Raw genomic sequence first — 23,948 nt, 5'->3', positions numbered from 1 at the left:
GTGTAGGCCGCTCCCTACTCTAGGAAGTCGGTGACGGCAGAGACGAGGTGACGGGCGTGGCTCCGGTCGGCGGTACGGCGGTTCAGGACCACGTGGCCCTCGCCGAGATCGAGCTGTGCGGCGAGCTGATCATCGCTGCGTCGGCCGCCCGGGAGCGGCTCAGCCTGGAGAGCATCGACGAGGTGCTGCGCGTGGCCGAGGAACGCTCACGTACGCAGTAGACGGCCGATGGCCTTCGTCGCCTCTTCCACCTTGGCGTCGATCTCGGTGCCGCCCTTGAGGGCCGCATCGGCGACGCAGTGACGCAGGTGCTCCTCGAGGAGCTGCAGCGCGAAGGACTGCAGGGCCTTCGTGGAGGCGGATACCTGGGTCAGTATGTCGATGCAGTAGACGTCCTCGTCGACCATCCGCTGCAGGCCGCGGATCTGGCCCTCGATACGGCGCAGGCGCTTGAGGTGCTCGTCCTTCTGCTTGTGGTACCCGTGCACCCCGCGGTCGTGGTCGGTCACGATGTCCGTGCCGTCCGTCTCGACCTGGTTGACCGCCTGGTCCGCGGTGGGGGAGGGCGCACCCGCGCCGGCCTCGGTGGTCGTCATCGCGTCCTCCTGGGGGATCCGTGGATTCGGTGGATGGCGGGGATAACAGACATATACCCCTGGTGGGTATATGGTAACGAACTTTCCGGGGTATGGGGCCCTTGCCGGAGCGCCCGACGTCGCCCCCCTGCTCATCACTGTGCCCGATGGGCGACACTGGGGGACGGCCCGTTAGCAGTGGCCGGATGATGCGCCTAGCATCAGCCTGACCGAAACCGATGCACCCCGAGGACCCCACGTGCGCTTTCGTCTGACCCCCAGGGAGACGAGCTTCTACGACATGTTCGCCGCCTCCGCGGACAACATCGTCACGGGCTCCAAGCTCCTGATGGAACTGCTCGGGGCGGACGCATCCGCCCGGGCCGAGATCGCAGAGCGTATGCGGGCCGCCGAACACGCGGGTGACGACGCCACGCACGCGATCTTCCACCAGCTGAACTCCTCGTTCATCACGCCCTTCGACCGCGAGGACATCTACAACCTCGCCTCGTCCCTCGACGACATCATGGACTTCATGGAGGAGGCCGTCGACCTGGTCGTCCTCTACAACGTCGAGGAACTGCCCAAGGGCGTCGAGCAGCAGATCGAGGTGCTGGCGCGGGCCGCCGAGCTGACCGCCGAGGCCATGCCGAACCTGCGGACCATGGACAACCTCACCGAGTACTGGATCGAGGTCAACCGCCTGGAGAACCAGGCCGACCAGATCCACCGCAAGCTGCTCGCCCACCTCTTCAACGGCAAGTACGAGGCCATCGAGGTGCTGAAGCTCAAGCAGATCGTGGACGTGCTGGAGGAAGCGGCCGACGCGTTCGAGCACGTGGCGAACACGGTGGAGACCATCGCCGTCAAGGAGTCCTGAGCCGTTCATGGACACCTTCGCTCTGGTCGTGACCATCGGGGTCGCGCTCTTCTTCACGTACACCAACGGCTTCCACGATTCGGCCAACGCGATCGCCACCTCCGTGTCGACGCGCGCGCTGACGCCCCGCGCGGCGCTCGCCATGGCCGCGGTGATGAACCTGGCCGGCGCGTTCATGGGATCCGGGGTCGCCAAGACCGTCAGTGAGGGGGTGATCCAGACCCCCGAGGGTTCGAAGGGGATGGGGATCCTCTTCGCGGCGCTCGTGGGCGCCATCGTCTGGAACCTCATCACCTGGTACTTCGGGCTGCCGTCCTCGTCCTCGCACGCCTTGTTCGGCGGCATGGTGGGCGCGGCGCTGGCCGGGAGCACGACCGTGTACTGGCACGGGGTCGTCGACAAGATCGTCATCCCCATGTTCGTGTCGCCGGTGATCGGTCTGCTCGCCGGTTACCTGGTGATGACCGCGATCATGTGGATCTTCCGGCGGTCCAACCCGCACAAGGCGAAGCGCGGCTTCCGCATCGCGCAGACGGTGTCGGCGGCGGGCATGGCGCTGGGGCACGGTCTGCAGGACGCGCAGAAGACGATGGGCATCGTGGTGATGGCGCTGGTCATCGCCGACGTCGAGGACTACGGCGACCCGATCCCGGTGTGGGTGAAGCTCGCCTGCGCGCTGATGCTGTCGCTCGGGACGTACGCGGGTGGCTGGCGGATCATGCGGACGCTGGGACGGAAGATCATCGAGCTGGACCCGCCGCAGGGGTTCGCCGCGGAGACCACGGGGGCGTCGATCATGTTCGGGTCGGCGTTCCTGTTCCACGCGCCGATCTCCACGACGCACGTGATCACCTCGGCGATCATGGGTGTGGGGGCGACGAAGCGGGTCAACGCCGTGCGGTGGGGGGTCGCGAAGAACATCATCATGGGGTGGTTCATCACGATGCCGGCCGCCGCGGTGGTGGCCGCGGTGTCGTTCTGGATCGTGAACCTGGCGTTCCTGTAGCAGCGCCCCTCGTACGGCGATGGGCCCGCCCCCGGATTCCGGGGGCGGGCCCTTGTGCTCCTCGCGGTGGCACCGCCATGCAGCACCGCGAGGGGTTCGGTGGGGGCCGGTCTAGCCGAAGCGGCCGGAGATGTAGTCCTCCGTGGCCTGGACCGACGGGTTGGAGAAGATGCGCTCCGTCTCGTCGATCTCGATCAGCTTGCCGGGCTGGCCGACCGCCGCCAGGTTGAAGAACGCCGTACGGTCCGAGACGCGCGCCGCCTGCTGCATGTTGTGCGTCACGATGACGATCGTGAAGCGCTCCTTCAGCTCGCCGATCAGGTCCTCGATCGCCAGGGTGGAGATCGGGTCCAGGGCGGAGCAGGGCTCGTCCATGAGCAGGACGTTCGGCTCGACCGCGATCGCCCGCGCGATGCACAGGCGCTGCTGCTGGCCGCCGGAGAGGCCGGAGCCGGGCTTGTTCAGGCGGTCCTTGACCTCGTTCCAGAGGTTGGCGCCCTTGAGGGACTTCTCGACGATGTCGTCCAGCTGCGACTTCTTGTACTTGCCGTTCAGGCGCAGGCCCGCCGCCACGTTGTCGTAGACCGACATCGTCGGGAACGGGTTCGGGCGCTGGAAGACCATGCCGACCTCGCGGCGCACGGCCACCGGGTCGATGCCCGCGCCGTAGAGGTTCTCGTCGTCCAGCATCACCTTGCCGTCGACGCGGCCGCCCGGCGTGACCTCGTGCATGCGGTTGAGCGTGCGCAGGAAGGTGGACTTGCCGCAGCCGGAGGGGCCGATGAAGGCCGTCACGGAGCGGGGCTCGACGGTCATCGAGATGTCCTCGATGGCCAGGAAGGAGCCGTAGTAGGCGTTGAGGCCGCTGACATCTATGCGCTTGGCCATGGAAATCACTGCTTCTTTCGGGTCGCTGACTGTTGTCGCCTTGGCCGCGTCAGCGACCGGTCTTCGGGGCCTTCCAGCGGGCGATGCCGCGGGCCGCGAGGTTGAGGATCATGATGAACGCGATGAGCGTCAGGGCCGCCGCCCAGGCACGGTCGTGCGAGGCGTCGAAGCCGGCGCCGTACTGCAGATAGATGTACATCGGCAGGGACGCCTGCGGGTCCGAGAACGGGTTCGAGTTGATGAAGTTCGTACCCCAGACCAGCAGCAGCACGGGGGCCGTCTCGCCGGTGATACGGGCGACCGCGAGCATCACACCGGTGGTGATGCCGCCGATGGAGGTCGGCACGACCACCTTGAGGATGGTGCGCCACTTGGGCACACCCAGCGCCAGGGACGCCTCGCGCAGCTCGTTCGGTACGAGCTTGAGCATCTCCTCGGTGGAGCGGACGACGATCGGGATCATCAGGATGCACAGCGCGAGGGCGCCGGCCAGGCCGGAGTAGCCCATGTCCAGGATCACGATCCACAGGCTGAGGATGAACAGGCCCGCGACGATCGACGGGATGCCCGTCATGACGTCGACGAAGAAGGTGACGGCCTTGGCAAGCTTGCCGCGTCCGTACTCGACGAGGTAGATCGCGGTCAGTACGCCGAGCGGCACGGAGATGGCGGTCGCGATCCCGACCTGCTCCAGGGTGCCGAGGAGGGCGTGGTAGATGCCGCCGCCCGGCTCGGAGTCGGAGACGACGCCCATGGAGTGGGTCAGGAAGAAGCCGTCGAGGGCCTTCACACCCTGCTTGACGGTCTCCCAGACGAGGGAGGCCAGCGGGATGACGGCCAGGAGGAAGGCGACCCAGACCATGCTGGTCGCCACCCGGTCCTTGGCCTGCCGCCCGCCCTCGACCTTGGCCGAGATGGCGTAGGAACCGAGGACGAAAAGGACCGCGGCCATCAGAGCCCACTGGATGGAGCTGTGCAGGCCCGCCGCGGCGCTGATGCCGAGGCCCAGGGCGACGGAACCCGCGGCGACCGCCCAGGGGAACCACTTGGGCAGGGTCGCGCCGCGCAGCGAGCCGGGCTGGGGCTTGGCCGCGTTGTCGGCGAGGCGTGTGTGGCTCATGCGTTGGCCCCCGAGTACTCCTTGCGGCGGGCGATGATCATCCGGGCCGCGCCGTTGACCAGCAGGGTGATGACGAAGAGCACCAGACCGGACGCGATGAGGGCGTCCCGGCCCATGGGCGTGGCCTCGTTGAACTTGCTGGCGATGTTCTGTGCGAAGGTGCCGCCGCCCGGGTCGAGCAGGCTGGCGCTGATGTCGAAGGTCGGGGAGAGCACCATGGCGACGGCCATCGTCTCGCCGAGGGCGCGGCCGAGGCCGAGCATCGAGGCGGAGATGACGCCGGAGCGGCCGAAGGGCAGTACCGACATGCGGATGACCTCCCAGCGCGTGGCGCCGAGGGCCAGGGCCGCTTCCTCGTGCATCTGCGGAACCTGCCGGAAGACCTCGCGGCTGACGTTGGTGATGATCGGCAGGATCATGATCGCGAGCAGGATGCCGACGGTGAGCAGGGAACGCGGCGCGCCGCCGTTCCACTCGAGGATGCCGGTCCAGCCGAGGTACTCGTCCAGCCAGCCGTACAGCCCGTTCATGTGTGGCACGAGCACGAGGGCGCCCCACAGGCCGTAGACGATCGAGGGCACGGCGGCGAGCAGGTCGATCACGTACCCGATGACGCCGCCGAGGCGGCGTGGGGCGTAGTGGGTGATGAACAGGGCGATGCCGACGGCGATCGGGAGGGCGATGGCCATGGCGATGATCGACGACACGATGGTGCCGAAGGCCAGGACGGCGATGCCGAACTCCGGCTTCACGCCCGTGGGGTTCCACTCGAAGGCGGTGAAGAAGTTGGCCTCGTCCTTGCCGATGGCTATCGAGGCGCGGTAGGTGAGAAAGGCCGCGATGGCGGCCATGATGACCAGCACGAGAATGCCGGACCCACGGGAGAACCCGAGGAAGATCCGGTCGCCGGGGCGGGTGACGCCGCGCGCGGCGCGCTTGTCCTGGGCCCTGGGGAGCTCGGGGGCTGGTGCTGGCTTGTGGGGATCAGTGGTTATGTCCATCGGGTTCTCCGGTCTGCGGAGTCGTCGTGCGCGACGGCTCGGGCGGAGCCACTTTGGGGGTCGGGGGCTCCTGGCGGCGGTGCACCGGACGGTGCGGTCCGGCCCCCGGGCGGGGTCCGGACCGCACTCGGGTCAGCTCAGGCTCGAGATGGTCTCGCGGACCTTGGTGATGATCTCGGTGGGCATCGGGGCGTAGCCGGCGTCCGCCAGCTGGCCCTGGCCGTCCTCGGAGGCCATGTAGTTCAGGAAGGACTTGGTGGCGGGCAGGGTGTCCGCCTTGTTGCCCTTGTCGCAGGCGATCTCGTACGTCACCAGGACGAGCGGGTAGGCGCCGGCGGCGTCCGGGGTGTAGTCCAGCTCCAGCGCGAGGTCCTTGCCGGTGCCGACGACCTTGGCCGCGCCGATGGCGGCGGTGGCGTTGTCGACGGTGGCCTTGACCGGCTCGGCCGCCTCGGTCTTGACGTCGACCGTCTTGATGCCGTCCTTGGCGTAGGACAGCTCGAAGTAGGAGATGGCGCCGCTGGTCTGCTTCACCTGCTGGGCCACACCGGAGGACTGCGGAGCGGACTGGCCGCCCTTGGCCGCCCACGCCTTGGCCGGCTCGTACTTCCAGTCGTCCGGAGCCGCGGCCTTCAGGTACTTGGTGAAGTTGTCCGTGGTGCCGGACTCGTCCGAGCGGTGGAAGGCCTGGATCTTCAGGTCGGGCAGCTTGGCGTCGGGGTTGAGCTTCGCGATCGCCTCGTCGTTCCAGTTGGTGATCTGGCTGTCGAAGATCTTGGCGAGCGTCGGGGCGTCCAGGACGAGCGTGTCGACGCCCGGGACGTTGTAGCCGACGGCGATGGGGCCGCCGACCATGGGCAGGTCGATGCCCTGGCCGCCGGAGCAGACCTTCTTGGAGGCCTCGATCTCCTCGGGCTTCAGCGCCGAGTCCGAACCGGCGAAGGCGGTCTGGCCCTGGGTGAACGCGGTGATGCCCGCGCCCGAACCGTCGGGGCGGTAGTTGATCTGTACGTCCTTGCACGCCGCGGTGTACTGCTTGACCCAGGCGTCGATCGCGTTCTTCTGGGCGGAGGAGCCCGAGGCCTGGAGCTGGCCCTTGGCGTCCTCGCACTTGATGTTGCTGTTGGCGGAGGCGGAGCTGGAGTCGCTGCCGCTGTCGCCGCCGGTGTCGTCGGAGCCGCACGCCGTGAGGGCCAGGGCGCCGGAGACGGCGAGAGCACCGAGAGCGAGGGCCCGCCGGTTCATGCGCTGAAGCTTCACTTGAGGGAGTTCCTTCCAGGAGCCGCCGTCCTGAATTCGGCGGCGTGCGTGGACTGCGATGAAGATCGGTGGATACAGACGCGCCTTCTGGATGCGTCCCGTATCGGGTAAGGCCGAAATTAGGCAGAACAGGTGAAGCCGCCGATGGGCGTAAATGAACGCGGGGTGAACCCCTGTGGTCGGTGCGGTGAGGTCACGGAACGCTTACGTCGAGGACACGGCGGGGTCCCGGTGCCTTGAGGTCGCGCGGTGCCTGGTGTGCCGGTGTCCGTGACCCCGGCCGGAGGCTTTGTCGGAGGCTTTGAGGGGCACTCATGATTCCGCTGTCCGCCGGTCCGCCCGGGTTCATGTTCGGCGACTTCGATCTTTCTGTTCGGACAGATCCGAGGCGAAAGGCCAACGAGATGGCTAAGAACAGGGTGTTTGTCATGGGTGCGACCAGTGCGGCCCTCGCGCTGGGTGCCACGATCGCGCTGGCGGGCAGGCCGACGCGGCCACGCCGCAAAGCGTCTGCGGCAGCGGCTACACGGTGCGCGCGTCCCACGCGATCGGTGAGGGGCCCAACACGCGGGTCTACCTGCTGCGCGACGGCAACAAGGCATGTGTCGTCAACTTCAAGACCGGCGGTTCCGTCGGCAACTCGGTCGGCATCGGTGCCTGGGTGCAGGGGCTGGGAGGCAGCCGGAGCGCGGACGAGGGTGCCTACAAGTACTACGCGGGCCCGGTAAAGGTCACGTCCAGTTGCGTCGACTGGGGCGGCAATTATGGACCGGAGTACCGGTGGAGCAACTCGCCCTGCTGACGAACGCCGCCGACTGACGGGCCCCTCCGGACGCCGGAGGGGCCCGTCCCCGTTCCCTGCCCGGTCAGGCAGACCTGAGCTTGTCCAGCAGCGCGTCCACGAGATCCCGGTCCCGCGGCCGGGTGAGGCGGGCGCGGGCCGGCTCCGGGGCCAGCCACAGGATGCGGTCGACCTCGTCGGACGGGGCGAAGGCGCCGGTGGTGGCCGCCGCGGTCCAGTAGCGGACCTCCTTGGGGCGGCCGTTCGCGAGGTAGTGCACGGTGGGCAGCTCGGTGCCCGGCTCGGCGGCGTACCCCGTCTCCTCCGCCACCTCGCGCAGGGCGCCCGCGAGCGGGTCCTCGCCCGGCTCGAGCTTGCCCTTCGGATGCGACCAGTCGTCGTACTTCGGGCGGTGCACGAGACACAGCTCCAGGCCGGAGGCGGTGCCCGGCGGCGCGGGGCGCCACAGGACGCAGCCGGCCGCACGGACGGGGGTGTCGTCGTCTGCGGGGCTCACGGCACGCTCACGCCTCCCGTCGTCCTGCGGCGGTTCCTACGGCAGCCTGATCGGCTCCTTGCGCCAGCTGTGCTGGAACGCGTACCTCGCCGCCTCCACCTCATGCCGCTGGTCGGCGTGGAGCACGCCGAGCGCGTACGCCGTCGCCGGGGCGATGCGCGGGGTACGGGCGGCCTGGGCGGCGGCCGCGGCGGCCTCCGACGCGTCTCGGTGGCGGTCCAGGGCCTCACCGGCCGCGATGAGGCGTACGTCGACCGCGTCCCCGGCGCTCGCGGCGTCCGCGCCGGCCAGCGCCTCGAGGGCGTAGCGGTGCAGGCGCAGCAGCAGGCGGACCTGGTGCCAGGGGGCGTCCTGGGGGTGCGGTGCCGGGTCCGGGGAGAGCCCGTGGACCAGTGCCTCGGCGTTGTACGGACTGCCCGCGGTGACCAGGGGCAGGGCGGCCACGGCGTCGGTGAGGCGCTCCTGCGCGGCGGCGGCCAGCGGGCGCAGGTCGAAGGGCGTGGCCTCGGGGCCGGCGGAGGGGGCGGCGGCGCGGCTCGGGCGGCCGGTGACGCGCAGCGGGACCTCGCTGGCCAGTAAGGCGACCTTGTCCGCCACGGCGTGGAAGCGGCTGCTGCCCAGCGCCTGGAGGGCGGTGGAGTGCGCCCGGGTACGGGCCAGGGTCAGCTGCCGGTCGAGCAGCGCGCCCGCCTTGGCCGCGCCCACGGTGAGGTTGCCGCGGTCCGGTGACGCCGGGTGGACGGGGGCGGGCACCCCGGCCGGCACGGTGGCGGCGGCCCGGCCCACCGGGCGCGGGGCCGGGAACGCCGACGAGCCGGACAGCCGGTGCAGGGCCTGGAGCAGCCGTTCCAGGCGGGACGCGTACGCGTGCTCCATGGCCAGCGTGCCGGACAGCCAGGCCAGCTCGGGGCGCATCTCCTCCGCCCAGCCGGCGTCCAGCAGCGGCTGGAAGGTGTGCAGGGTGCCGCTGATGCGGCGGGCCGCGCGGCGCAGGGCGCGGACCGCGTCCACGTCGTCCGCCGGAGGGGCCGTCCGGCCGGGGCCCGAGGCGCCGCTCGCGCCGGTCCCCGTGCCCGTACCCGTCCCCGTACTCGTCGTCCCCGTGCCCGCCCCGGATTCGCGGTGCCGGCGCAGCGCGCGCAGGAACTCCGTGGCCTGGGCGCGCAGGTAGTCCGCGAGGGCGTTGGTGTCCGCGCCCGCGCCCGCTTCGGCGTCGGCGTTCGGGCCCGTGTGGTTGTCCGGACCCGTGTCCCTGTTCGCGTCCGCCGGTCGTGCCCGTCGCGGCGGTCCGGCGGTCGCCGTGGGGTCCGTCGGGTCAAGGTGTCGCTGTGCCACGCCGGCGCCTCCGGGCGTCTATGAGCATCTCCTGGACGTTGCGCAGGGGCTGGCCGTCCGCGTCGGTCGCGTGCCGGGTCCACTCGCCGTCCGGGCCGAGGTGCCAGGAGGCGGTGCCGTCGGACATGCCGTTCTCGAGGAGCCGGTTCAGGGCCGCCCGGTGGGCCGGGTCGGTGACCCGGACCAGGGCCTCGATCCGGCGGTCGAGGTTGCGGTGCATCATGTCGGCGCTGCCGAGCCACACCTCGGGCTCACCGCCGTTGCCGAAGGCGAAGACCCGGGAGTGCTCGAGGAAGCGGCCGAGGACGGAGCGGACCCGGATGTTCTCCGACAGGCCCGGCACCCCCGGGCGCAGCGCGCAGATGCCGCGCACCCACACGTCGACCGGCACACCGGCCTGGGACGCCCGGTAGCAGGCGTCGACCACGGCCTCGTCGACCATCGAGTTGACCTTGATGCGGACGTGGGCGGGGCGCCCGGCGCGGTGGTGCTGGATCTCCTTGTGGATGCGGGAGACCAGGCCGTCGCGCAGCGACTTGGGCGCGACGAGCAGGCGGCGGTAGGTCTCGCGCCGGGAGTAGCCGGAGAGGCGGTTGAACAGGTCGGAGAGGTCCGCGCCGACCTGCGGGTCCGAGGTGAGCAGGCCCAGGTCCTCGTAGAGGCGGGCCGTCTTCGGGTGGTAGTTGCCGGTGCCGACGTGGCTGTAGCGGCGCAGCGTCTCGCCCTCCTGCCGTACGACCAGGGAGAGCTTGCAGTGGGTCTTCAGGCCCACCAGGCCGTAGACGACGTGGCAGCCGGACTCCTCCAGCTTGCGGGCCCACTTGATGTTGGCGGACTCGTCGAAGCGGGCCTTGATCTCCACCAGGACGAGGACCTGCTTGCCGGACTCGGCCGCCTCGATGAGCGCGTCGACTATCGGGGAGTCCCCGGACGTCCGGTACAGCGTCTGCTTGATCGCGAGGACGTCCGGGTCGGCGGCGGCCTGCTCCAGGAACGCCTGCACGGAGGTGGAGAAGGAGTCGTACGGGTGGTGGAGCAGGACGTCCTTGGTGCGCAGGGCGGCGAAGATGTCCGGCGCGGACGCGGACTCCACCTCCGCGAGGTCGCGGTGGGTGCCGGCGACGAACTTCGGGTACTTCAGCTCGGGCCGGTCGATGCTGTGGATGCGGAAGAGACCGGTGAGGTCCAGCGGGCCGGGGAGCGGATAGACCTCCGCCTCGCCGATCTTGAGTTCGCGCACGAGGAGGTCCAGGACCTCGCGGTCGACCGACTCCTCGACCTCCAGGCGGACGGGCGGGCCCAGGCGCCGCCGCATCAGCTCCTTCTCCAGGGCCTGGAGCAGGTTCTCCGCGTCGTCCTCCTCCACCTCGAGGTCCTCGTTGCGGGTGAGGCGGAAGGTGTGGTGCTCCAGGACCTCCATGCCCGGGAACAGCTCCTCCAGGTGGGCGGCGATGACGTCCTCGATGGGGACGTAACGGCCCGGGGAGGCCTCCAGGAAGCGGGAGAGCAGCGGCGGGACCTTGACGCGGGCGAAGTGGCGGTGGCCCGTGACGGGGTTGCGGACGACGACCGCGAGGTTGAGGGAGAGGCCCGAGATGTACGGGAAGGGGTGGGCCGGGTCGACCGCGAGGGGGGTGAGGACCGGGAAGATCCGGTGCCGGAAGAGGGTGAACAGGCGGGCCTGCTCCTTCTCGGCCAGCTCGCTCCAGCGGACCAGGTGGATGCCCTCCTCGGCGAGCGCCGGGGCGACGTCCTCGTGGAAGCAGGCGGCGTGCCGGGCCATCAGCTCGCGCGAGCGGGCCCAGATCATGTCCAGCACCTCGCGGGGCTGGAGGCCGGAGGCGGAGCGGGTGGCGACGCCGGTCGCGATGCGGCGCTTGAGGCCGGCGACGCGGACCATGAAGAACTCGTCCAGGTTGCTGGCGAAGATCGCGAGGAAGTTGGCCCGCTCCAGCAGGGGCGTGCTCGGGTCCTCGGCGAGTTCGAGCACGCGTTCGTTGAACGCGAGCCAGCTGCGCTCGCGGTCCAGGAAGCGGCCCTGCGGGAGCCGGGCACCGCCGTCCTGGGACTCCTCCGACTCCTCGTACGCGTCGAGGTCGGCGTCGATGTCCGGCTCCAGGCCGGAGACCGTGGCGGCCACGGTGTCCGGGCGGTGCGCCGCGATGGAGCCCACGGAGGGCTGCGTGTGCTGCGTGTGCTGGACCTCTGCCTGGGTGTTCGGCTGCCTCATGAACCCATTCTTCCGCGCCGCGCGCCGGTCAGGCGCGTCGGAAGGCACGGAAGGCCCGGAAGGCTCTGGCTCGGTCGGCTTCATTCGGTGAGCCTCGCAAGGCTGTCTGAATCGATGGTTACGGGGACATGACGTGTGGGATAGCTGCGGGCCTCCGAAAGGTCCGCCGCCGCGCCCCCGGGCGAGGCCCCGCACGGTCTCCCGCACGGTCCCCTGAGATCGTGTGAACCGATCGGCCGGGCTCGTGCGATGAGGAGACGTGAGCGAAACGAGAAGCGACGGGGAGCTGCTGCGCGCCGTCGCGGCCGATGCCGACCGGCGCGCCTTCGAGGAGCTGTACCGCCGGTACGCGCCCTGGCTGACCGCCCGCATGCGCGGCCGCTGCGCCGACCCCGCCGTGGTCGACGACGTCGTGCAGGAGACCTTCCTCGCCGTGTGGCGCGGCAGCGCCCGCTACCGGGAGGAGGGGGACGTGGCCGGGTGGCTGTGGCGGATCGGGTCGCGGCGGCTGATCGACGTGCTGCGCGGCGACGGTGCGCGCGGGCGGCTCCGGCAGGCGCTGGCGCGGCTGCGGCACCGGGACGAGGTCTCCGCGGAGGAGCGCGTCCTGGCCGGGGTCGAGCACGGCGACCTCGCGGGCGCGCTCGTACGGCTCTCGCCGGAGCTGCGCGCGGTGCTCCAGGCCACCGTCGTCGACGGGCTGACCACCCGTGAGGCGGCCGTCCTGCTCGGCATCCCGCCGGGCACGGTCAAGACGCGGGCGATGCGGGCCCGCCGGCAGCTGCGGGAGGCGCTGGCATGACGATCGACGAAAGCCGTCCCCGGGACGCCTGGCACGTGGAAGAGGACGACCTGCGGGCCTACGCCCGGGGCGAGCTGGCGGCGCCCGCGCTCTGGTCCGCCGACGCCCACCTGACCGCCTGCGCCGCGTGCCGGGGCGTCCTCGCCGAGGTGAGCGACACCGCCGCGCTGGACGCGGGCTGGGAACGGCTCGACGCCGAGCTGGACGCGCCCCGGCCGGGCCGGTTCGAGAGGCTTCTCATGCGGTGCGGCGCGGGCGACGCCACGGCGCGGCTGCTCGCGGCCACCCCCGTCCTGCGCCGGTCCTGGTTCGGCGCGCTCGCCGCCGTACTGCTCACGACCTTCCTGGCGGCCCTGGCGGCCGGTGCGGCCGGCCGGCCCACCCTGTTCCTGGCCTTCGCCCCCCTGCTGCCGCTGGCCTCGGTGGCGCTCGCCTACGGGCCCGCGCTCGACCCCACGTACGAGATGGCCGTCGTCTCGCCGATGCACGGCTTCCGGCTGCTGATGATCCGTACGGTCGCCGTGCTCGTCGTGGCGCTCGGGGTGGGCGGCCTGGCCAGCCTCGCGCTGCCCGGGTACGGACCGGCCGCCCTGGCCTGGCTGCTGCCCGGGCTCGCCCTCACCTCGACCGGGCTCGTGCTGGCGCCCCGGCTGGGGCCGGTGGCCGCGCCGTCCGTGCTCGCGGGTGCCTGGGTGGCCGTGCTGCTGGCCGCCGACGCGGCGCGTGCGTCCGCGGACGGCCCGCTGGCGCCGTTCACCGCGGCCGGACAGGGCGTGTCCGGGTGCGTGGCCGCGCTGGGCGCCGGGCTGCTGTTCCTGTTCCGCGACCGGTTCGACGTCTCGGCGCGCGGCGTCGCGTGAGCCCCGCGCCGTCCTGTCCCTCCCTTCTTCCTTCCTTCCTGGTCCCCTTCACGTACGGGAGTGCCGTATGACCCCCACCGTTTCCGCCTCCGGGCTGAGCCTGCACTACGGGCGCACCCGCGCCCTCGACGACGTGTCGCTGCGGCTGACCCCGGGTGTCACGGGGCTGCTCGGGCCCAACGGCGCCGGGAAGACCACGCTGCTGCGCGTGCTCGCCACCGCCGTGCCCGCCGACCGGGGGGCGTTCACCGTGCTCGGGCACGACCCCGGGACCGCGCGCGGCCGGCAGGAGGTGCGGCGGCGGCTGGGCTATCTGCCGCAGACGCCCGGCTTCCACGCGGACTTCACCGCCTTCGAGTTCGTCGACTACGTGGCGATCCTCAAGGAGCTGGCGGACCGCCGGGAACGGCACCGCGAGGTGCGGCGCGTACTGGAGGAGGTCGCCCTCGGTGACGTGCGCGGGCGCCGGATCAAGAAGCTGTCCGGCGGCATGCGGCAACGGGTCGCGCTGGCCGCAGCACTGGTGGGTGACCCGGGGTTCCTGGTGCTCGACGAGCCGACCGTCGGTCTCGACCCCGAGCAGCGGATGCGCTTCCGGGAGCTGATCGCCGGGGCGGGGGAGGGGCGGACCGTGCTGCTGTCCACCCACCAGACCGAGGACGTGGCGATGCTCTGCCACCGGGTGATCGTCATGGCGGCCGGGACGGTGCGCTTCGACGGCACCCCGGCCGAGCTGACCGCGCGGGCCGCCGGGCGGGTGTGGAGCAGCACGGAGAAGGACCCCGGCGCGAAGGCCGGGTGGCGCACCGGAACCGGCTCCTTCCGGAACGTGGGCGACCCGCCCCCGGGCGCCGAGCCCGCCGAACCCACCCTGGAGGACGGCTACCTGCTCGTCCTCGACGACGCAGGTGCGACAGGTACGACAGGTACGACAGGTACTACCGGCGAGACCGGCGAGACCGGCTCGACCGGCGAGGAGGCGGCCGCGTGAGCGCCGTGCTGACGGAGGAGTCCGTGCCCGTGCGAGCGCCGCTCTCCGACCGGGGCGCGCGGGCCGTGCTCGCCCTCGCCCGGTTCGAGGCACGCAGGCTGCTGCTGAGCGTCCCCGTCCTCATCGCCTTCGTGGCGTACGTCGCGTGGATCGTCTGGCGCACGCGGGAGTCCTTCGACGGCAACCCCGCCCTCCAGGACGCCGACCGCGCCACCCAGTCCATGCCGATGCTCGTCGGCCTCGCCGTCCTGCTGGGCGCCGCCCGCGCGGTCGTGCGCTCGGAGCGCCACGGCACCGAGCACCACTTCTCGGTCCTGGTGCTGCAGCCCTGGCGCCGTACGGCCGGCCACGCGCTGTCCGTCGTACCGGCCGTCCTGCTCACCGCCCTGTGCGTGGCCGGTCAGTTCGGCTGGGAGGCGCTCAAGCCGGGCGCGATCGGGCACGGTTCGCCGGCCGAACTGGCGGTGGGGCCGCTGACGGTGCTGGCGTTCGGGGCGCTCGGGGTGCTGCTCGGCCGCCTGACGATGTCGGCCTTCGCCGCGCCGCTGCTGGTGGTCGTGCTGCTGTTCGTGTTCGTCCTCGGTACCGGGCCGAGCGAGGTGAGCGGGCTGTCCTGGCTGGCACCGGCCGTCCCCGAGATCGGCCCCGACACCCTGCCCTCCGACCTCCTGGGGCGCCCCGCCGCCTGGCACACCCTGTACCTGGCGGGCGCGGCCCTGCTCATCGCCTTCCTGGCGGTGGCCGTCGCCGGAGGGCGCACCGTGGCCGTCCGTGCGGGACTCGTCCTGAGCCTCGCGGCGACGGTGACCGGCGGCATCCTCCAGGCCGGAGGCGCGTCGCCGTCGCCGGAGCTGACCGGGGCCCGCGAACGAGCCTCGACGCACCCCGAGCTGACCTGCGCCGAGCACGGCCGGTCGACGTACTGCGCCTTCCCCGAGTGGGCGCCGCGCACCGGCACCTGGGCCGGGGTCGTGGACCGCGTCCAGGCCGTGGCCGGCGGCTCCGCGCACGAGAGGCCACTGGTCGTACGGCAGCGGATCGACGCCCGCTACGGGCCGGGGGCCGACGCCGGGATCCCCGCGCTGACCGAGGCGGACCAGGTGACCGTGGGGAGCGCCTGGGGCGGCAACCGGGTCCCCGAGTTCTCCAGCGCCGTCGCCGCGGTCCTCGTCGCGGGCACGGAGGCGGCCGGCAGCGAGCTGTGCGACGGGCGGATGGTCACCGTCATGTGGCTCTCCCTGAGCTGGCAGGACGACCCGATGGACGCGCTGCGCCGGGTCCGCCTCGACGACAGCGTGACGGGCTCCGCGATCGTCCTGTCGCCCACCGACCCGCTGTCCATGACGGAGGGCCAGACGGACGTCGTACGCCGCCTGCTGGAGAACCCGCCCGCCGGGACCGGCGCACGCGTGAAGGAGCACTGGGCCGAACTGACCGCGCCGGGTGTCACGACGGCCCGCGTCGCCGAACTGCTCGGCGTTCCCGGGCCGGGGAAGGCGGACTCGTGCGAGGAATGACGGCGGCCCGGCGGGCGCTGACGGTGGACCTGGCCGGCCCGCTGTGGCGCACGCTGCCCTGGCGTGCCCTGGCCGCCGCCGGGACCCTCGGCCTGCTGGTCGCCGCCGTCCCTCTCGCCACCGGCGCCGAACCGGCTCCCTGGCAGACGCTGTTGCTGCTGCGGGGCGCGGCCCTGATCGGCGCGCTGGGCCTGGCCTTCCTGCTGGACGACCCGGCCCGCCACCTCACCGCACCCGTGCCGACCCCGAGGCTCCTCCGGCAGGCGCTGCGCGTGGCCCTGGTCGCGCCGCTCGCCGCGCTGTGGTGGACGACCGTACTGCTCCTGACCCCCTCGGCGTCCCGGCCCCCGGCCGGCGGGGTCACCCTGGAGGCGCTGACCGTGGGCGCCCTCGCCCTCGCCGTCGCCGCCCTGGCCGTACGGCTGACGGACGAGGCGCGTCCGGGGCCGTACGTCGCCGCGTCCCTGCTGCTCACGGCCGTCCTCGCGCCGCTGCTCGCACCGGAGGGCTGGGCGCTGTTCGTCCAGGCGGGCGACCCGCGCTGGTCCGCCGGGCACGACCGGTGGGCGGTGCTGGCGGTGGCGGTGGCCCTGGCGGGGGCGGCGTGCGGGCCGGAGCCGTTGGGCCGCAGGGCCGCCCGGTGACGGACGGATCACCGGGCGGCCCTGCGGAACGGTCCCGGCGGCTCACGTCTCCGTGCGGTACATCAGATCCGTCTCGTGGGTGGTGAAACCGAGCCGCTCGTAGACGGACACCGCCGCCTTGTTGTCGGCGTCGACGTACAGCATCGCCGTGGGCAGACCCCGCCCCTCCAGGTGCCGCAGGCCGATCGTGGTGAGGGCCTTGCCCAGGCCGCCGCCCTGGGTGTCGGGGCGGATACCGAGGACGTACACCTCGCCGAGCCCCTCCTCGGCGTGCACCTTGGTCCAGTGGAAACCGATCAGCTCGCCGTCCCGCTCGGCGAGGAAGAACCCCGCCGGGTCGAACCACGCCTCGGCCTTGCGGTCGTCGAGGTCCCGCTGGGTGAGCGAGCCCTGTTCGGGGTGGTGGGCGAAGGCGGCCGCGTTCACGGCGAGCCAGGCCGCGTCGTCCCGCCCCGGCACGAAGGTGCGTACGCTCACGCCCTCCGGCAGCACCGGCTCCGGCAGGTCCAGGCCGGCCAACGGGCGTCGCATCTGCCGCAGTTCGCGGAAGAGGGAGAGCCCGAGCACCTGCGCGAGATGCCGGGCGGCGGAGTGCCCGCCGTGCGCCCAGACCCGCAGCCGCTTGCCGGAGGCGGCGAGCAGGGCGGAGCCCAGGGCGCGTCCGTGCCCCTGGCCCCGGTGCGAGGGGTGGACGACCAGTTCGGCGGCCGGCGGCTCGACCAGGTCGGTGCCCTCCAGCTGGGCGTAGCCCACGAGTTCACCACCGTCGACGGTGAGCAGGAGATGCGCGACGCCCTCCCGGGCGGGGCCGCGCAGCTGCAGCCGGCCCTGCTCGGACACGGCATGCTGCCCGTCGTTCCGGGCCGCCTCGGTGAGCAGGGCGAGGACGGCGTCGGTCTGCTCCGGCGCGAGTTCGGCGAGGGTCTCGATCGAGCGGGGGCGGCCGGGCCGCACGGTGTCGTCGCTGGTCATGCGTACGAGGGTAAGGGGCGGGCGCGGCAAAGCGGCGGCGGCGGACGAGGACGAAGAAGAGAGCGAAGGAGAGGGTGAAGTTAAACCAGGCTGTAACCCGGAAGCCCCTGTCGCGCTACGCGCGTTGACTCTAGGCTGCTGCGCCGACGAGCCGTCTCCTCAGCGGCTCGCGCCACGCACACCCACAGGGGGGCGCATGCCAGCCACAACACAGTCGCACCAGCCGCGTCGCAGACGCCGTACGAGCCGTCTCCTCGTCGCAGCCGCCACCGTCGCCACCGCCGGGGCGCTCGCCGCGGCGGCGCTGCCGGCATCGGCGAGCGCGTCCGGGACCGGCCGCGGCCACGGCGGCCACGGTCATGGCCACGGCCAGGGCCGCTACCAGGACGTCCAGCTCCTCTCCTTCAACGACCTGCACGGCAACCTGGAGCCGCCCGCCGGCTCGTCCGGCCGCGTCACCGAGGTCCAGCCGGACGGTACGACGAAGACGATTGACGCGGGCGGCGTGGAGTACCTGGCCACGCACCTGCGCGAGGCCCGCAAGGGCAACCGCTACTCCATCACCGCCGCGGGCGGCGACATGGTCGGCGCCTCCCCCCTCCTCTCCGGTCTCTTCCACGACGAGCCGACCGTCGAGGCGCTGAACAAGCTCGACCTGGACGTGACGAGCGTCGGCAACCACGAGTTCGACGAGGGAGCCAGGGAACTGGCCCGCCTCCAGAACGGCGGCTGTCACCCCACCGAGGGCTGCTACACGGACAAGGAGTTCAAGGGCGCCGACTTCCCGTACCTCGCGGCCAACGTCCTCGACGAGAAGACGAAGAAGCCCATCCTGAAGCCCTACTGGGTGTGGAAGCAGAACGGCGTCAAGGTCGGCTTCATCGGCGTGACCCTGGAGGGCACCCCGGACATCGTCTCGGCGGAGGGCGTGAAGGGCCTGAAGTTCAAGGACGAGGTCGAGACGATCAACAGGTACGCCAAGGAGCTGCAGCGCCAGGGCGTGAAGTCGATCGTCGCGCTCATCCACGAGGGCGGCTTCCCGGCCTCGTCCGACTACAACTACGACTGCGACTCCCCGGGCGCGGGCGACGGCATCTCCGGGCCGATCGTCGACATCGCCAAGAACATCACCCCGCAGGTCGACGCGCTGGTCACCGGCCACACCCACAACGCGTACGTCTGCACGGTCCCCGACCCGGCGGGCAACCCGCGCATGGTCACCTCGGCCTCGTCCTTCGGACGCCTGTACACGGACACCACGCTGACGTACGACCGCCGCACGGGTGACATCGCCCGGACGTCGGTGAAGTCCGCGAACCACGTGGTCACGCGGGACGTCCCGAAGGCACCCGACATGACCCGGCTGATCGACAAGTGGGGCACGCTGGCCGCCCCGATCGGCAACCGCCCCATCGGCTACGTCTCCGGCGACATCAACCGCGACGGCACGGAGTCCCCGCTGGGCGACCTGATCGCCGACGCGCAGTTCGCGTACGGCAAGGCGCAGGACCCGGAGACCGACCTGGCCCTGATGAACCCGGGCGGCATCCGGGCCCCGCTGACCTACACGGCCTCCGGCGCCGAGGGCGACGGCGTCGTCACGTACGCCGAGGGCTTCACGGTCCAGCCCTTCGCCAACACGGTGAACCTCAAGGACTACACGGGCGCGCAGCTGATCCAGGTCCTCAAGGAGCAGGTGAGCGGCCCGAACGAGGCGGCCCCGAAGATTCTCCAGGTCTCGTCCGGCCTCACCTACACCCTGGACCTGACCAGGTCGGGCGCCGACCGCGTCGTCACGGACTCCGTCCGCCTGAACGGTTCGCCCATCGACGAGAACGCCACCTACCGCGTCGCGTCCAACAGCTTCCTCGCGGGCGGCGGCGACGGCTTCACGACCCTGGGCGAGGGCACGAACGAACTCGTCGGCGCGGACGACCTGGCGGCCTTCGAGCAGTACCTGACGGCCAACTCCTCGGCGACCGACCCGATCACGCCCCCGGCGGCGGACCGGATCACGGTCGTGCAGTAGGCGATAGGCGATAGGCGACAGGCGGTGGGGGCGGTAGGCGGTAGGCGGTAGGCGGCCGCCTGCGCCAAGGGCGGCGCCTACACGACCTCGGGCGGTGGCGTCGGCGCACCCGGCAGCCGCACGGTCGCGGTCGTGCCGCCGCCCTCGGCCGGAGTCAGGCTCACCGTGCCGCCCGCCTGCTGCACCGTCCGCGCCACGATGGACAGGCCCAGGCCCGAGCCGGGCAGGGCGCGGGCGCTCGGGGAACGCCAGAAGCGGTCGAAGACGTGGGGGAGTTCGTCGGCGGGGATGCCGGGTCCGTGGTCACGGACGCTGAGGACGCCGTCGGCGAGGCGCACGTCGATGGAGCCGCCCTCCGGGCTGAACTTCACCGCGTTGTCGAGGACGTTGACGACCGCACGTTCCAGAGCCGCCGGTTCCGCCCGTACGTACCAGGGGCGGACGTCCGCGTCGATCGTCAGCTCCGGGCCGCGCAGGCGGGCGCGGCGCAGGGCCGACTCGACGACGTCGTGCCAGGCGAGGATGCGGGTGCGGCCCTCGTGCTGGCCGGTGTCGGGGCGGGAGAGTTCCTGGAGGTCGCCGATGAGCGCCGCCAGTTCCGTCATCTGCGCCTTCACCGAGGTGAGGAGTGCCTTGCGGTCGGCTTCCGGGATCGGGCGGCCGGTCTCCTCGCTGCGGGTGAGCAGCTCGATGTTGGTGCGCAGCGAGGTGAGCGGGGTGCGCAGTTCGTGGCCCGCGTCGGCGATGAGCTGCTGCTGGAGGTCGCGGGAGCTGGCCAGGGACGAGGTCATGCTGTTGAAGGACCGGGACAGGCGGGCGATCTCGTCGTCGCCGTCGTCCGCGACGGGGATGCGGACGGTGAGGTCCTCGGTGCGGGCGACGTGTTCGACGGCCCGCGTCAGCTCGTCGACGGGGCGCAGGGCGGTCCTGGCCACCCAGAGGCCGGCGGCGCCCGCGCCCACGACACCGGCGCCCGCGACGAAGACGAGCACCAGCGCGAGGTTGCTGAGTGAACTGTTCACCTCGCTCAGCGGTCGCGCGGCGGACACGGCGACACCCGGGAGGTCGGGCACGGAGTAGGTGAAGACCCGGTACTGGGTGCCGTCGGAACCGGTGGCGTCGTGCAGCGCATTGGTGGAAGCCCCCTCGGCCACGGCGCGGTCGGCGTCCGTGAGCGGTACCTCCTCCGTGCCGATGATGAGGCAGCTCGAGTTCTTCCGGGCCACCAGTTGCACGGACGAGCCGTAGGGGTTCTGCTCGTGCGTGAGCGGGTCGTGGGCGCAGAGGCCGGTGCGCAGGTTCACGTACTGGCTCACCTGCGCCCTGTCCATGCGGTTCGCCTTGAGGGCCTCGTCCAGCGAGCTGACCAGCACGCTCTTGACCACGAACCAGCAGGCGAGGGCCGCCGCCGCCACCGCGAACGCCACCGCCGCCGCCACCAGCAGCGACAGCCGCGCCCGGATGGGCAGGGCCCGGACCCGGCGGGCGAGGCCTCTCACTCCGCGCCGCCCTGCCGCAGGACGTAGCCGACGCCGCGGACGGTGTGGACCAGGCGCGGCTCGCCGCCCGCCTCGGTCTTGCGGCGCAGGTACATGACGTACACGTCGAGGGAGTTCGACGACGGCTCGAAGTCGAAGCCCCAGACGGCCTTCAGGATCTGCTCCCGGGTGAGGACCTGGCGCGGGTGCGCCATGAACATCTCCAGCAGGGTGAACTCCGTACGGGTCAGCTCCACCGGGCGCCCGGCCCGCGTGACCTCGCGCGTCGCCAGGTCCATGGTCAGGTCGGCGAAGGAGAGGGTGTCGTCGTCCTCGGCGGTGGCCTGCACGGCGGCCGCGTAGGAGCTGCGGCGCAGCAGCGCGCGGATGCGGGCGAAGAGTTCGTCCAGCTCGAAGGGCTTGACCAGGTAGTCGTCGGCACCGGCGTCCAGGCCGGTCACCCGGTCGCCGACGGTGTCGCGGGCCGTCAGCATCAGGATGGGGGTCAGGTCGCCCGCGCCGCGGATGCGGCGGGCGGCGGTCAGGCCGTCCATGCGGGGCATCTGGATGTCCAGGACGACGAGGTCGGGGCGGTACGCCGCCGCCTTCTCCAGCGCGTCGGCGCCGTCGACCGCGACCTCCGTGTCGTACCCCTCGAAGGCGAGGCTGCGCTGGAGGGCTTCGCGGACCGCCGGCTCGTCGTCGACGATCAGGATGCGCTGGGTCTCACGGTCGCGGTCGCCGTCTGCGGGGCTCATGGGCTCGGGTCCTCGGGTGCGGTAGGGATACGGGTCTGCCAACGAACGCTTTCAGCGTCGCACGTCTTCGTACCCCGTCAGTTGTTCGCACCCGCCCGCAGCTCGGGCAGGTCGGCCTTCACCGTGTTGACCGGGATGGAGAAGCCGAGGCCCACGCTGCCCGCGCTCGCGGAGGACTCGGTCGACGAGTACATCGCGGAGTTGATGCCGATGATGTTGCCGTTCATGTCGATCAGCGCGCCGCCGGAGTTGCCCGGGTTGAGGGAGGCATCGGTCTGGATCGCCTTGTACGTCGTCGTGGACGAGCCGGTGTCGCCGTTGAACTGCCGGCCGCCGAACTCGAACGGCCACTGACCGCCCTGCTGCTGCTGTTGCTGCTGGCCCTCGTCCGTCGAGACGGTCACGTCGCGGTCGAGCGCGGAGACGATGCCGCTGGTCACGGTGCCGGTCAGGCCCTCGGGGGAGCCGATGGCGACGACCTGGTCACCGACGCCGACGCCGTCGGAGTCGCCGAGGGTCGCGGCCTTGAGGCCGGAGGCGTTCTGCAGCTTGATCAGCGCGAGATCCTTCTTGCTGTCGGTGCCGACGACCTCGGCGGTGTACTGCTTGCCGTCGCTCGTCGCCACCTTGACGGACGAGGCGCCGGACACGACGTGGTTGTTGGTGATGATCTCGCCGTCACCGGTGATGATCACGCCGGATCCGGTGGAGGAGCCGGCGTTCGAGGTGGCGCTGATCTCGACGATGCTCGGGCTGACCGCCTTCGCGACCCCGGAGACCGTGCCCTTCTGGCTGGAGGGCACCACGTTGGTGCCGGCGGAGCCGGCGGCGACGGTGTCGCTGCCGGTCAGCTCCTGAATGCCGTACGCCGTGCCGCCGCCGACGGCCGCCGCGACGATCGCCACGGCCACGAGCAGGGCGGCGGGGCCGCGCCGCCGGGCCGGGCGCTTTCCGTGCGGCTGCTCGGGCTGCTCGGGCTGCTCCGGCTGCATGGCGGGCAGGGGCTGCGGGGGGTTCCCGGGCGGCTGCGCCGGCGGGGGCGGCCACTCCGGGTTGACGGGAGAGGAGGCGTGCTGGTGGGTTCCCTGGTACGGGTTCGCGTGCTCGTACTCGCCGTTGTGGCGGAGGCTCTCGGTCATGTTCATGAGCTTCCCGCGCTCGGATGAGAGCGATCTGAGTGCTGTCTGAGAAGCCCGGCAGAACCTCGTATGCCCGATATAAAGGCCGCAGAGTGGTGTCTTACGCGCAGCCGCAGGACTGCCGTACCACCAGCTGCGACGGGAACACCTTCAGCCGCTCGCGCCGGGAACCCGCCACCCGCAGGCCGTCGTCGAGGACCAGGTCCACCGCGGCCCGCGCCATCGCCGACCGGTCCGAGGCGACCGTCGTCAGGGGCGGGTCGGCGAGGTCCGCCTCCTTGATGTCGTCGAAACCGGCCACCGCCAGCTCGCCGGGGACGTCGATGCGCAGCTCGCGGGCCGCGCGCAGCAGGCCGATCGCCTGGTCGTCGGTGGAGCAGAAGATCGCGGGCGGGCGCTGCGGCCCGGAGAGCAGTTCCAGCCCCACGCGGTACGCGTCGTAGCGGTTGTACGGCGCCTCGAAGAGCCGGCCCCCGGTGGGGAGCCCGGCCTCCTTCATCGCGCGCCTCCAGCCCTCGACGTGGTCGGAGACCGGGTCGCCCACGGACGGGGTCTCGGCGGTGCCGCCCATACAGGCGACGTACTCGTACCCGTGCTCCAGCAGGTGGCGCACGGCGAGCTGGGCGCCGCCCAGGTCGTCGGTGACGACGGCGACGTCGTCGATGGCCTCGGGGCGCTCGTGCAGCAGGACCACCCGGGCGTCCCAGGCGTCGATCTCGGCGGCGGCGTTGTCGTTCAGGGCGTGGCTGACCAGGATCAGGCCGGAGACGCGCATGCCGAGGAAGGCGCGCAGGTAGTGCACCTCGCGCTCGCCGACGTAGTCGCTGTTGCCGACGAGCACCATCTTGCCGCGCTCGGAGGCGGCCCACTCGACCGCGTGCGCCATCTCCGCGAAGAACGGCTGGCGCGCGTCCGGCACGATCAGGCCTATGAGGTCCGTGCGCCGCGACGCCATCGCCTGGGCGACCCGGTCCGGCCGGTACCCCAGCTCCTTGATCGCGGCGAGGACACGCTCGCGCGTGGCCGGGGCGACCGGCCGGGGTCCGTTGTTGATGACGTAGCTGACGACGGCGGTGGAAGTCCCCGCCAGCCGCGCCACATCATCCCGAGTCACCTTGGCCACGCGCGGAGTCTACGCGGATGGACCCGCTCCGGGCAGGGCGTA

The 23,948-nt window shown here is 71.8% G+C and carries 23 protein-coding genes; 10 read left to right on the top strand and 13 right to left on the bottom strand.

What is annotated here, in order from left to right; all coding sequences use genetic code 11:
• Nucleotides 1-56 precede the first annotated feature (56 nt).
• On the top strand, nucleotides 57-221 hold the full coding sequence (locus tag ABS735_RS36155) for a hypothetical protein (RefSeq protein ID WP_171987290.1): 165 nt from the start codon (nucleotides 57-59) through the stop codon (nucleotides 219-221).
• Here the strand turns inward: ABS735_RS36155 and ABS735_RS36150 are convergent.
• A complete protein-coding gene (locus tag ABS735_RS36150; RefSeq protein WP_373904286.1) occupies nucleotides 207-596 on the bottom strand; it encodes a metal-sensitive transcriptional regulator in 390 nt (129 codons plus the stop codon). The two genes, ABS735_RS36155 and ABS735_RS36150, sit on opposite strands and share 15 nt — an antisense overlap.
• 238 nt (nucleotides 597-834) lie before the next feature.
• Between ABS735_RS36150 and ABS735_RS36145 the strand changes: the two genes are divergently transcribed.
• Nucleotides 835-1,455 carry a DUF47 domain-containing protein gene (locus ABS735_RS36145; RefSeq protein WP_003974832.1) on the top strand — a complete coding sequence of 207 codons (621 nt, stop codon included), beginning with the start codon at nucleotides 835-837 and terminating at the stop codon, nucleotides 1,453-1,455.
• Between the two features lie 7 nt (nucleotides 1,456-1,462).
• A complete protein-coding gene (gene pitH, locus ABS735_RS36140; RefSeq protein ID WP_373904285.1) occupies nucleotides 1,463-2,461 on the top strand; it encodes a low-affinity phosphate transporter PitH in 999 nt (332 codons plus the stop codon).
• A 111-nt stretch (nucleotides 2,462-2,572) separates the two neighbouring features.
• Here pitH and pstB read toward each other — a convergent pair whose 3' ends face one another.
• From pstB to pstS, 4 genes are all read right to left on the bottom strand, one after another.
• On the bottom strand, nucleotides 2,573-3,349 hold the full coding sequence (gene pstB, locus ABS735_RS36135) for a phosphate ABC transporter ATP-binding protein PstB (RefSeq protein ID WP_373904284.1): 777 nt from the start codon (nucleotides 3,347-3,349) through the stop codon (nucleotides 2,573-2,575).
• A 49-nt stretch (nucleotides 3,350-3,398) separates the two neighbouring features.
• Complete coding sequence (gene pstA / locus ABS735_RS36130) at nucleotides 3,399-4,469, bottom strand: phosphate ABC transporter permease PstA (protein ID WP_373904283.1); 1,071 nt, start codon at nucleotides 4,467-4,469, stop codon at nucleotides 3,399-3,401.
• Nucleotides 4,466-5,470, bottom strand: coding sequence for a phosphate ABC transporter permease subunit PstC (gene pstC, locus ABS735_RS36125; RefSeq protein ID WP_373904282.1), 1,005 nt, complete (start codon nucleotides 5,468-5,470; stop codon nucleotides 4,466-4,468). The genes pstA and pstC overlap by 4 nt, the downstream gene beginning before the upstream one ends.
• Before the next feature lie 132 nt (nucleotides 5,471-5,602).
• Complete coding sequence (pstS, locus tag ABS735_RS36120) at nucleotides 5,603-6,730, bottom strand: phosphate ABC transporter substrate-binding protein PstS (protein ID WP_373904281.1); 1,128 nt, start codon at nucleotides 6,728-6,730, stop codon at nucleotides 5,603-5,605.
• Between the two features lie 529 nt (nucleotides 6,731-7,259).
• Here pstS and ABS735_RS36115 point away from each other — a divergent pair.
• Complete coding sequence (locus ABS735_RS36115) at nucleotides 7,260-7,532, top strand: hypothetical protein (protein ID WP_373904280.1); 273 nt, start codon at nucleotides 7,260-7,262, stop codon at nucleotides 7,530-7,532.
• A gap of 64 nt (nucleotides 7,533-7,596) precedes the next feature.
• Here ABS735_RS36115 and ABS735_RS36110 read toward each other — a convergent pair whose 3' ends face one another.
• The 3 genes from ABS735_RS36110 to ABS735_RS36100 are packed head-to-tail and all read right to left on the bottom strand — an operon-like array spanning nucleotide 7,597 to nucleotide 11,593.
• Nucleotides 7,597-8,028, bottom strand: a complete 432-nt coding sequence (locus ABS735_RS36110) for an NUDIX hydrolase (protein WP_373904279.1) — start codon at nucleotides 8,026-8,028, stop codon at nucleotides 7,597-7,599.
• A gap of 36 nt (nucleotides 8,029-8,064) precedes the next feature.
• A complete protein-coding gene (locus ABS735_RS36105) occupies nucleotides 8,065-9,363 on the bottom strand; it encodes a CHAD domain-containing protein (RefSeq protein ID WP_373904278.1) in 1,299 nt (432 codons plus the stop codon).
• Nucleotides 9,344-11,593 (bottom strand): RNA degradosome polyphosphate kinase, encoded by a 2,250-nt coding sequence (locus ABS735_RS36100; RefSeq protein ID WP_373904277.1) that lies wholly within the window; start codon nucleotides 11,591-11,593, stop codon nucleotides 9,344-9,346. Before ABS735_RS36100 ends, ABS735_RS36105 begins: the two co-directional genes overlap by 20 nt.
• A gap of 259 nt (nucleotides 11,594-11,852) precedes the next feature.
• Between ABS735_RS36100 and ABS735_RS36095 the strand changes: the two genes are divergently transcribed.
• The 5 genes from ABS735_RS36095 to ABS735_RS36075 all read left to right on the top strand — a co-directional run bounded on the left by ABS735_RS36095 (nucleotide 11,853) and on the right by ABS735_RS36075 (nucleotide 16,407).
• The gene (locus ABS735_RS36095; RefSeq protein ID WP_104636653.1) at nucleotides 11,853-12,395 is read left to right on the top strand and encodes an RNA polymerase sigma factor; all 543 of its coding nucleotides are present in this window, start codon (nucleotides 11,853-11,855) and stop codon (nucleotides 12,393-12,395) included.
• Nucleotides 12,392-13,255: a zf-HC2 domain-containing protein gene (locus ABS735_RS36090; RefSeq protein WP_373904276.1), complete on the top strand. Its 864-nt coding sequence runs from the start codon at nucleotides 12,392-12,394 to the stop codon at nucleotides 13,253-13,255. Before ABS735_RS36095 ends, ABS735_RS36090 begins: the two co-directional genes overlap by 4 nt.
• 67 nt (nucleotides 13,256-13,322) lie before the next feature.
• Nucleotides 13,323-14,246 (top strand): ABC transporter ATP-binding protein, encoded by a 924-nt coding sequence (locus ABS735_RS36085; protein ID WP_373904275.1) that lies wholly within the window; start codon nucleotides 13,323-13,325, stop codon nucleotides 14,244-14,246.
• Nucleotides 14,243-15,763, top strand: a complete 1,521-nt coding sequence (locus tag ABS735_RS36080; RefSeq protein WP_373904274.1) for an ABC transporter permease — start codon at nucleotides 14,243-14,245, stop codon at nucleotides 15,761-15,763. Before ABS735_RS36085 ends, ABS735_RS36080 begins: the two co-directional genes overlap by 4 nt.
• The gene (locus ABS735_RS36075; protein ID WP_373904320.1) at nucleotides 15,760-16,407 is read left to right on the top strand and encodes an ABC transporter; all 648 of its coding nucleotides are present in this window, start codon (nucleotides 15,760-15,762) and stop codon (nucleotides 16,405-16,407) included. The genes ABS735_RS36080 and ABS735_RS36075 overlap by 4 nt, the downstream gene beginning before the upstream one ends.
• 42 nt (nucleotides 16,408-16,449) lie before the next feature.
• Here ABS735_RS36075 and mshD read toward each other — a convergent pair whose 3' ends face one another.
• Nucleotides 16,450-17,379 carry a mycothiol synthase gene (gene mshD / locus ABS735_RS36070; protein ID WP_373904273.1) on the bottom strand — a complete coding sequence of 310 codons (930 nt, stop codon included), beginning with the start codon at nucleotides 17,377-17,379 and terminating at the stop codon, nucleotides 16,450-16,452.
• A gap of 196 nt (nucleotides 17,380-17,575) precedes the next feature.
• Here mshD and ABS735_RS36065 point away from each other — a divergent pair, with 196 nt between their 5' ends.
• Entirely contained in the window at nucleotides 17,576-19,408 is a 1,833-nt protein-coding gene (locus tag ABS735_RS36065) for a bifunctional metallophosphatase/5'-nucleotidase (protein WP_373904272.1), read from the top strand.
• 77 nt (nucleotides 19,409-19,485) lie between these two features.
• Here the strand turns inward: ABS735_RS36065 and ABS735_RS36060 are convergent, their stop codons facing one another.
• The 4 genes from ABS735_RS36060 to ABS735_RS36045 all read right to left on the bottom strand — a co-directional run bounded on the left by ABS735_RS36060 (nucleotide 19,486) and on the right by ABS735_RS36045 (nucleotide 23,906).
• On the bottom strand, nucleotides 19,486-20,907 hold the full coding sequence (locus ABS735_RS36060; protein ID WP_373904271.1) for a sensor histidine kinase: 1,422 nt from the start codon (nucleotides 20,905-20,907) through the stop codon (nucleotides 19,486-19,488).
• Nucleotides 20,904-21,644 (bottom strand): response regulator transcription factor, encoded by a 741-nt coding sequence (locus tag ABS735_RS36055; protein ID WP_373904270.1) that lies wholly within the window; start codon nucleotides 21,642-21,644, stop codon nucleotides 20,904-20,906. The genes ABS735_RS36060 and ABS735_RS36055 overlap by 4 nt, the downstream gene beginning before the upstream one ends.
• Before the next feature lie 77 nt (nucleotides 21,645-21,721).
• A complete protein-coding gene (locus ABS735_RS36050; protein ID WP_373904269.1) occupies nucleotides 21,722-22,789 on the bottom strand; it encodes a S1C family serine protease in 1,068 nt (355 codons plus the stop codon).
• Between the two features lie 94 nt (nucleotides 22,790-22,883).
• Nucleotides 22,884-23,906 carry a LacI family DNA-binding transcriptional regulator gene (locus ABS735_RS36045; protein ID WP_373904268.1) on the bottom strand — a complete coding sequence of 341 codons (1,023 nt, stop codon included), beginning with the start codon at nucleotides 23,904-23,906 and terminating at the stop codon, nucleotides 22,884-22,886.
• Between the last annotated feature and the right edge of the window lie 42 nt (nucleotides 23,907-23,948).

Source organism: Streptomyces sp. MMCC 100 (assembly GCF_041538145.2).
Classification (GTDB): Bacteria; Actinomycetota; Actinomycetes; order Streptomycetales; family Streptomycetaceae; genus Streptomyces.
The sequence above is the reverse complement of the archived record's forward strand: the minus strand, read 5'-3'. Positions and strand labels throughout refer to the sequence as shown.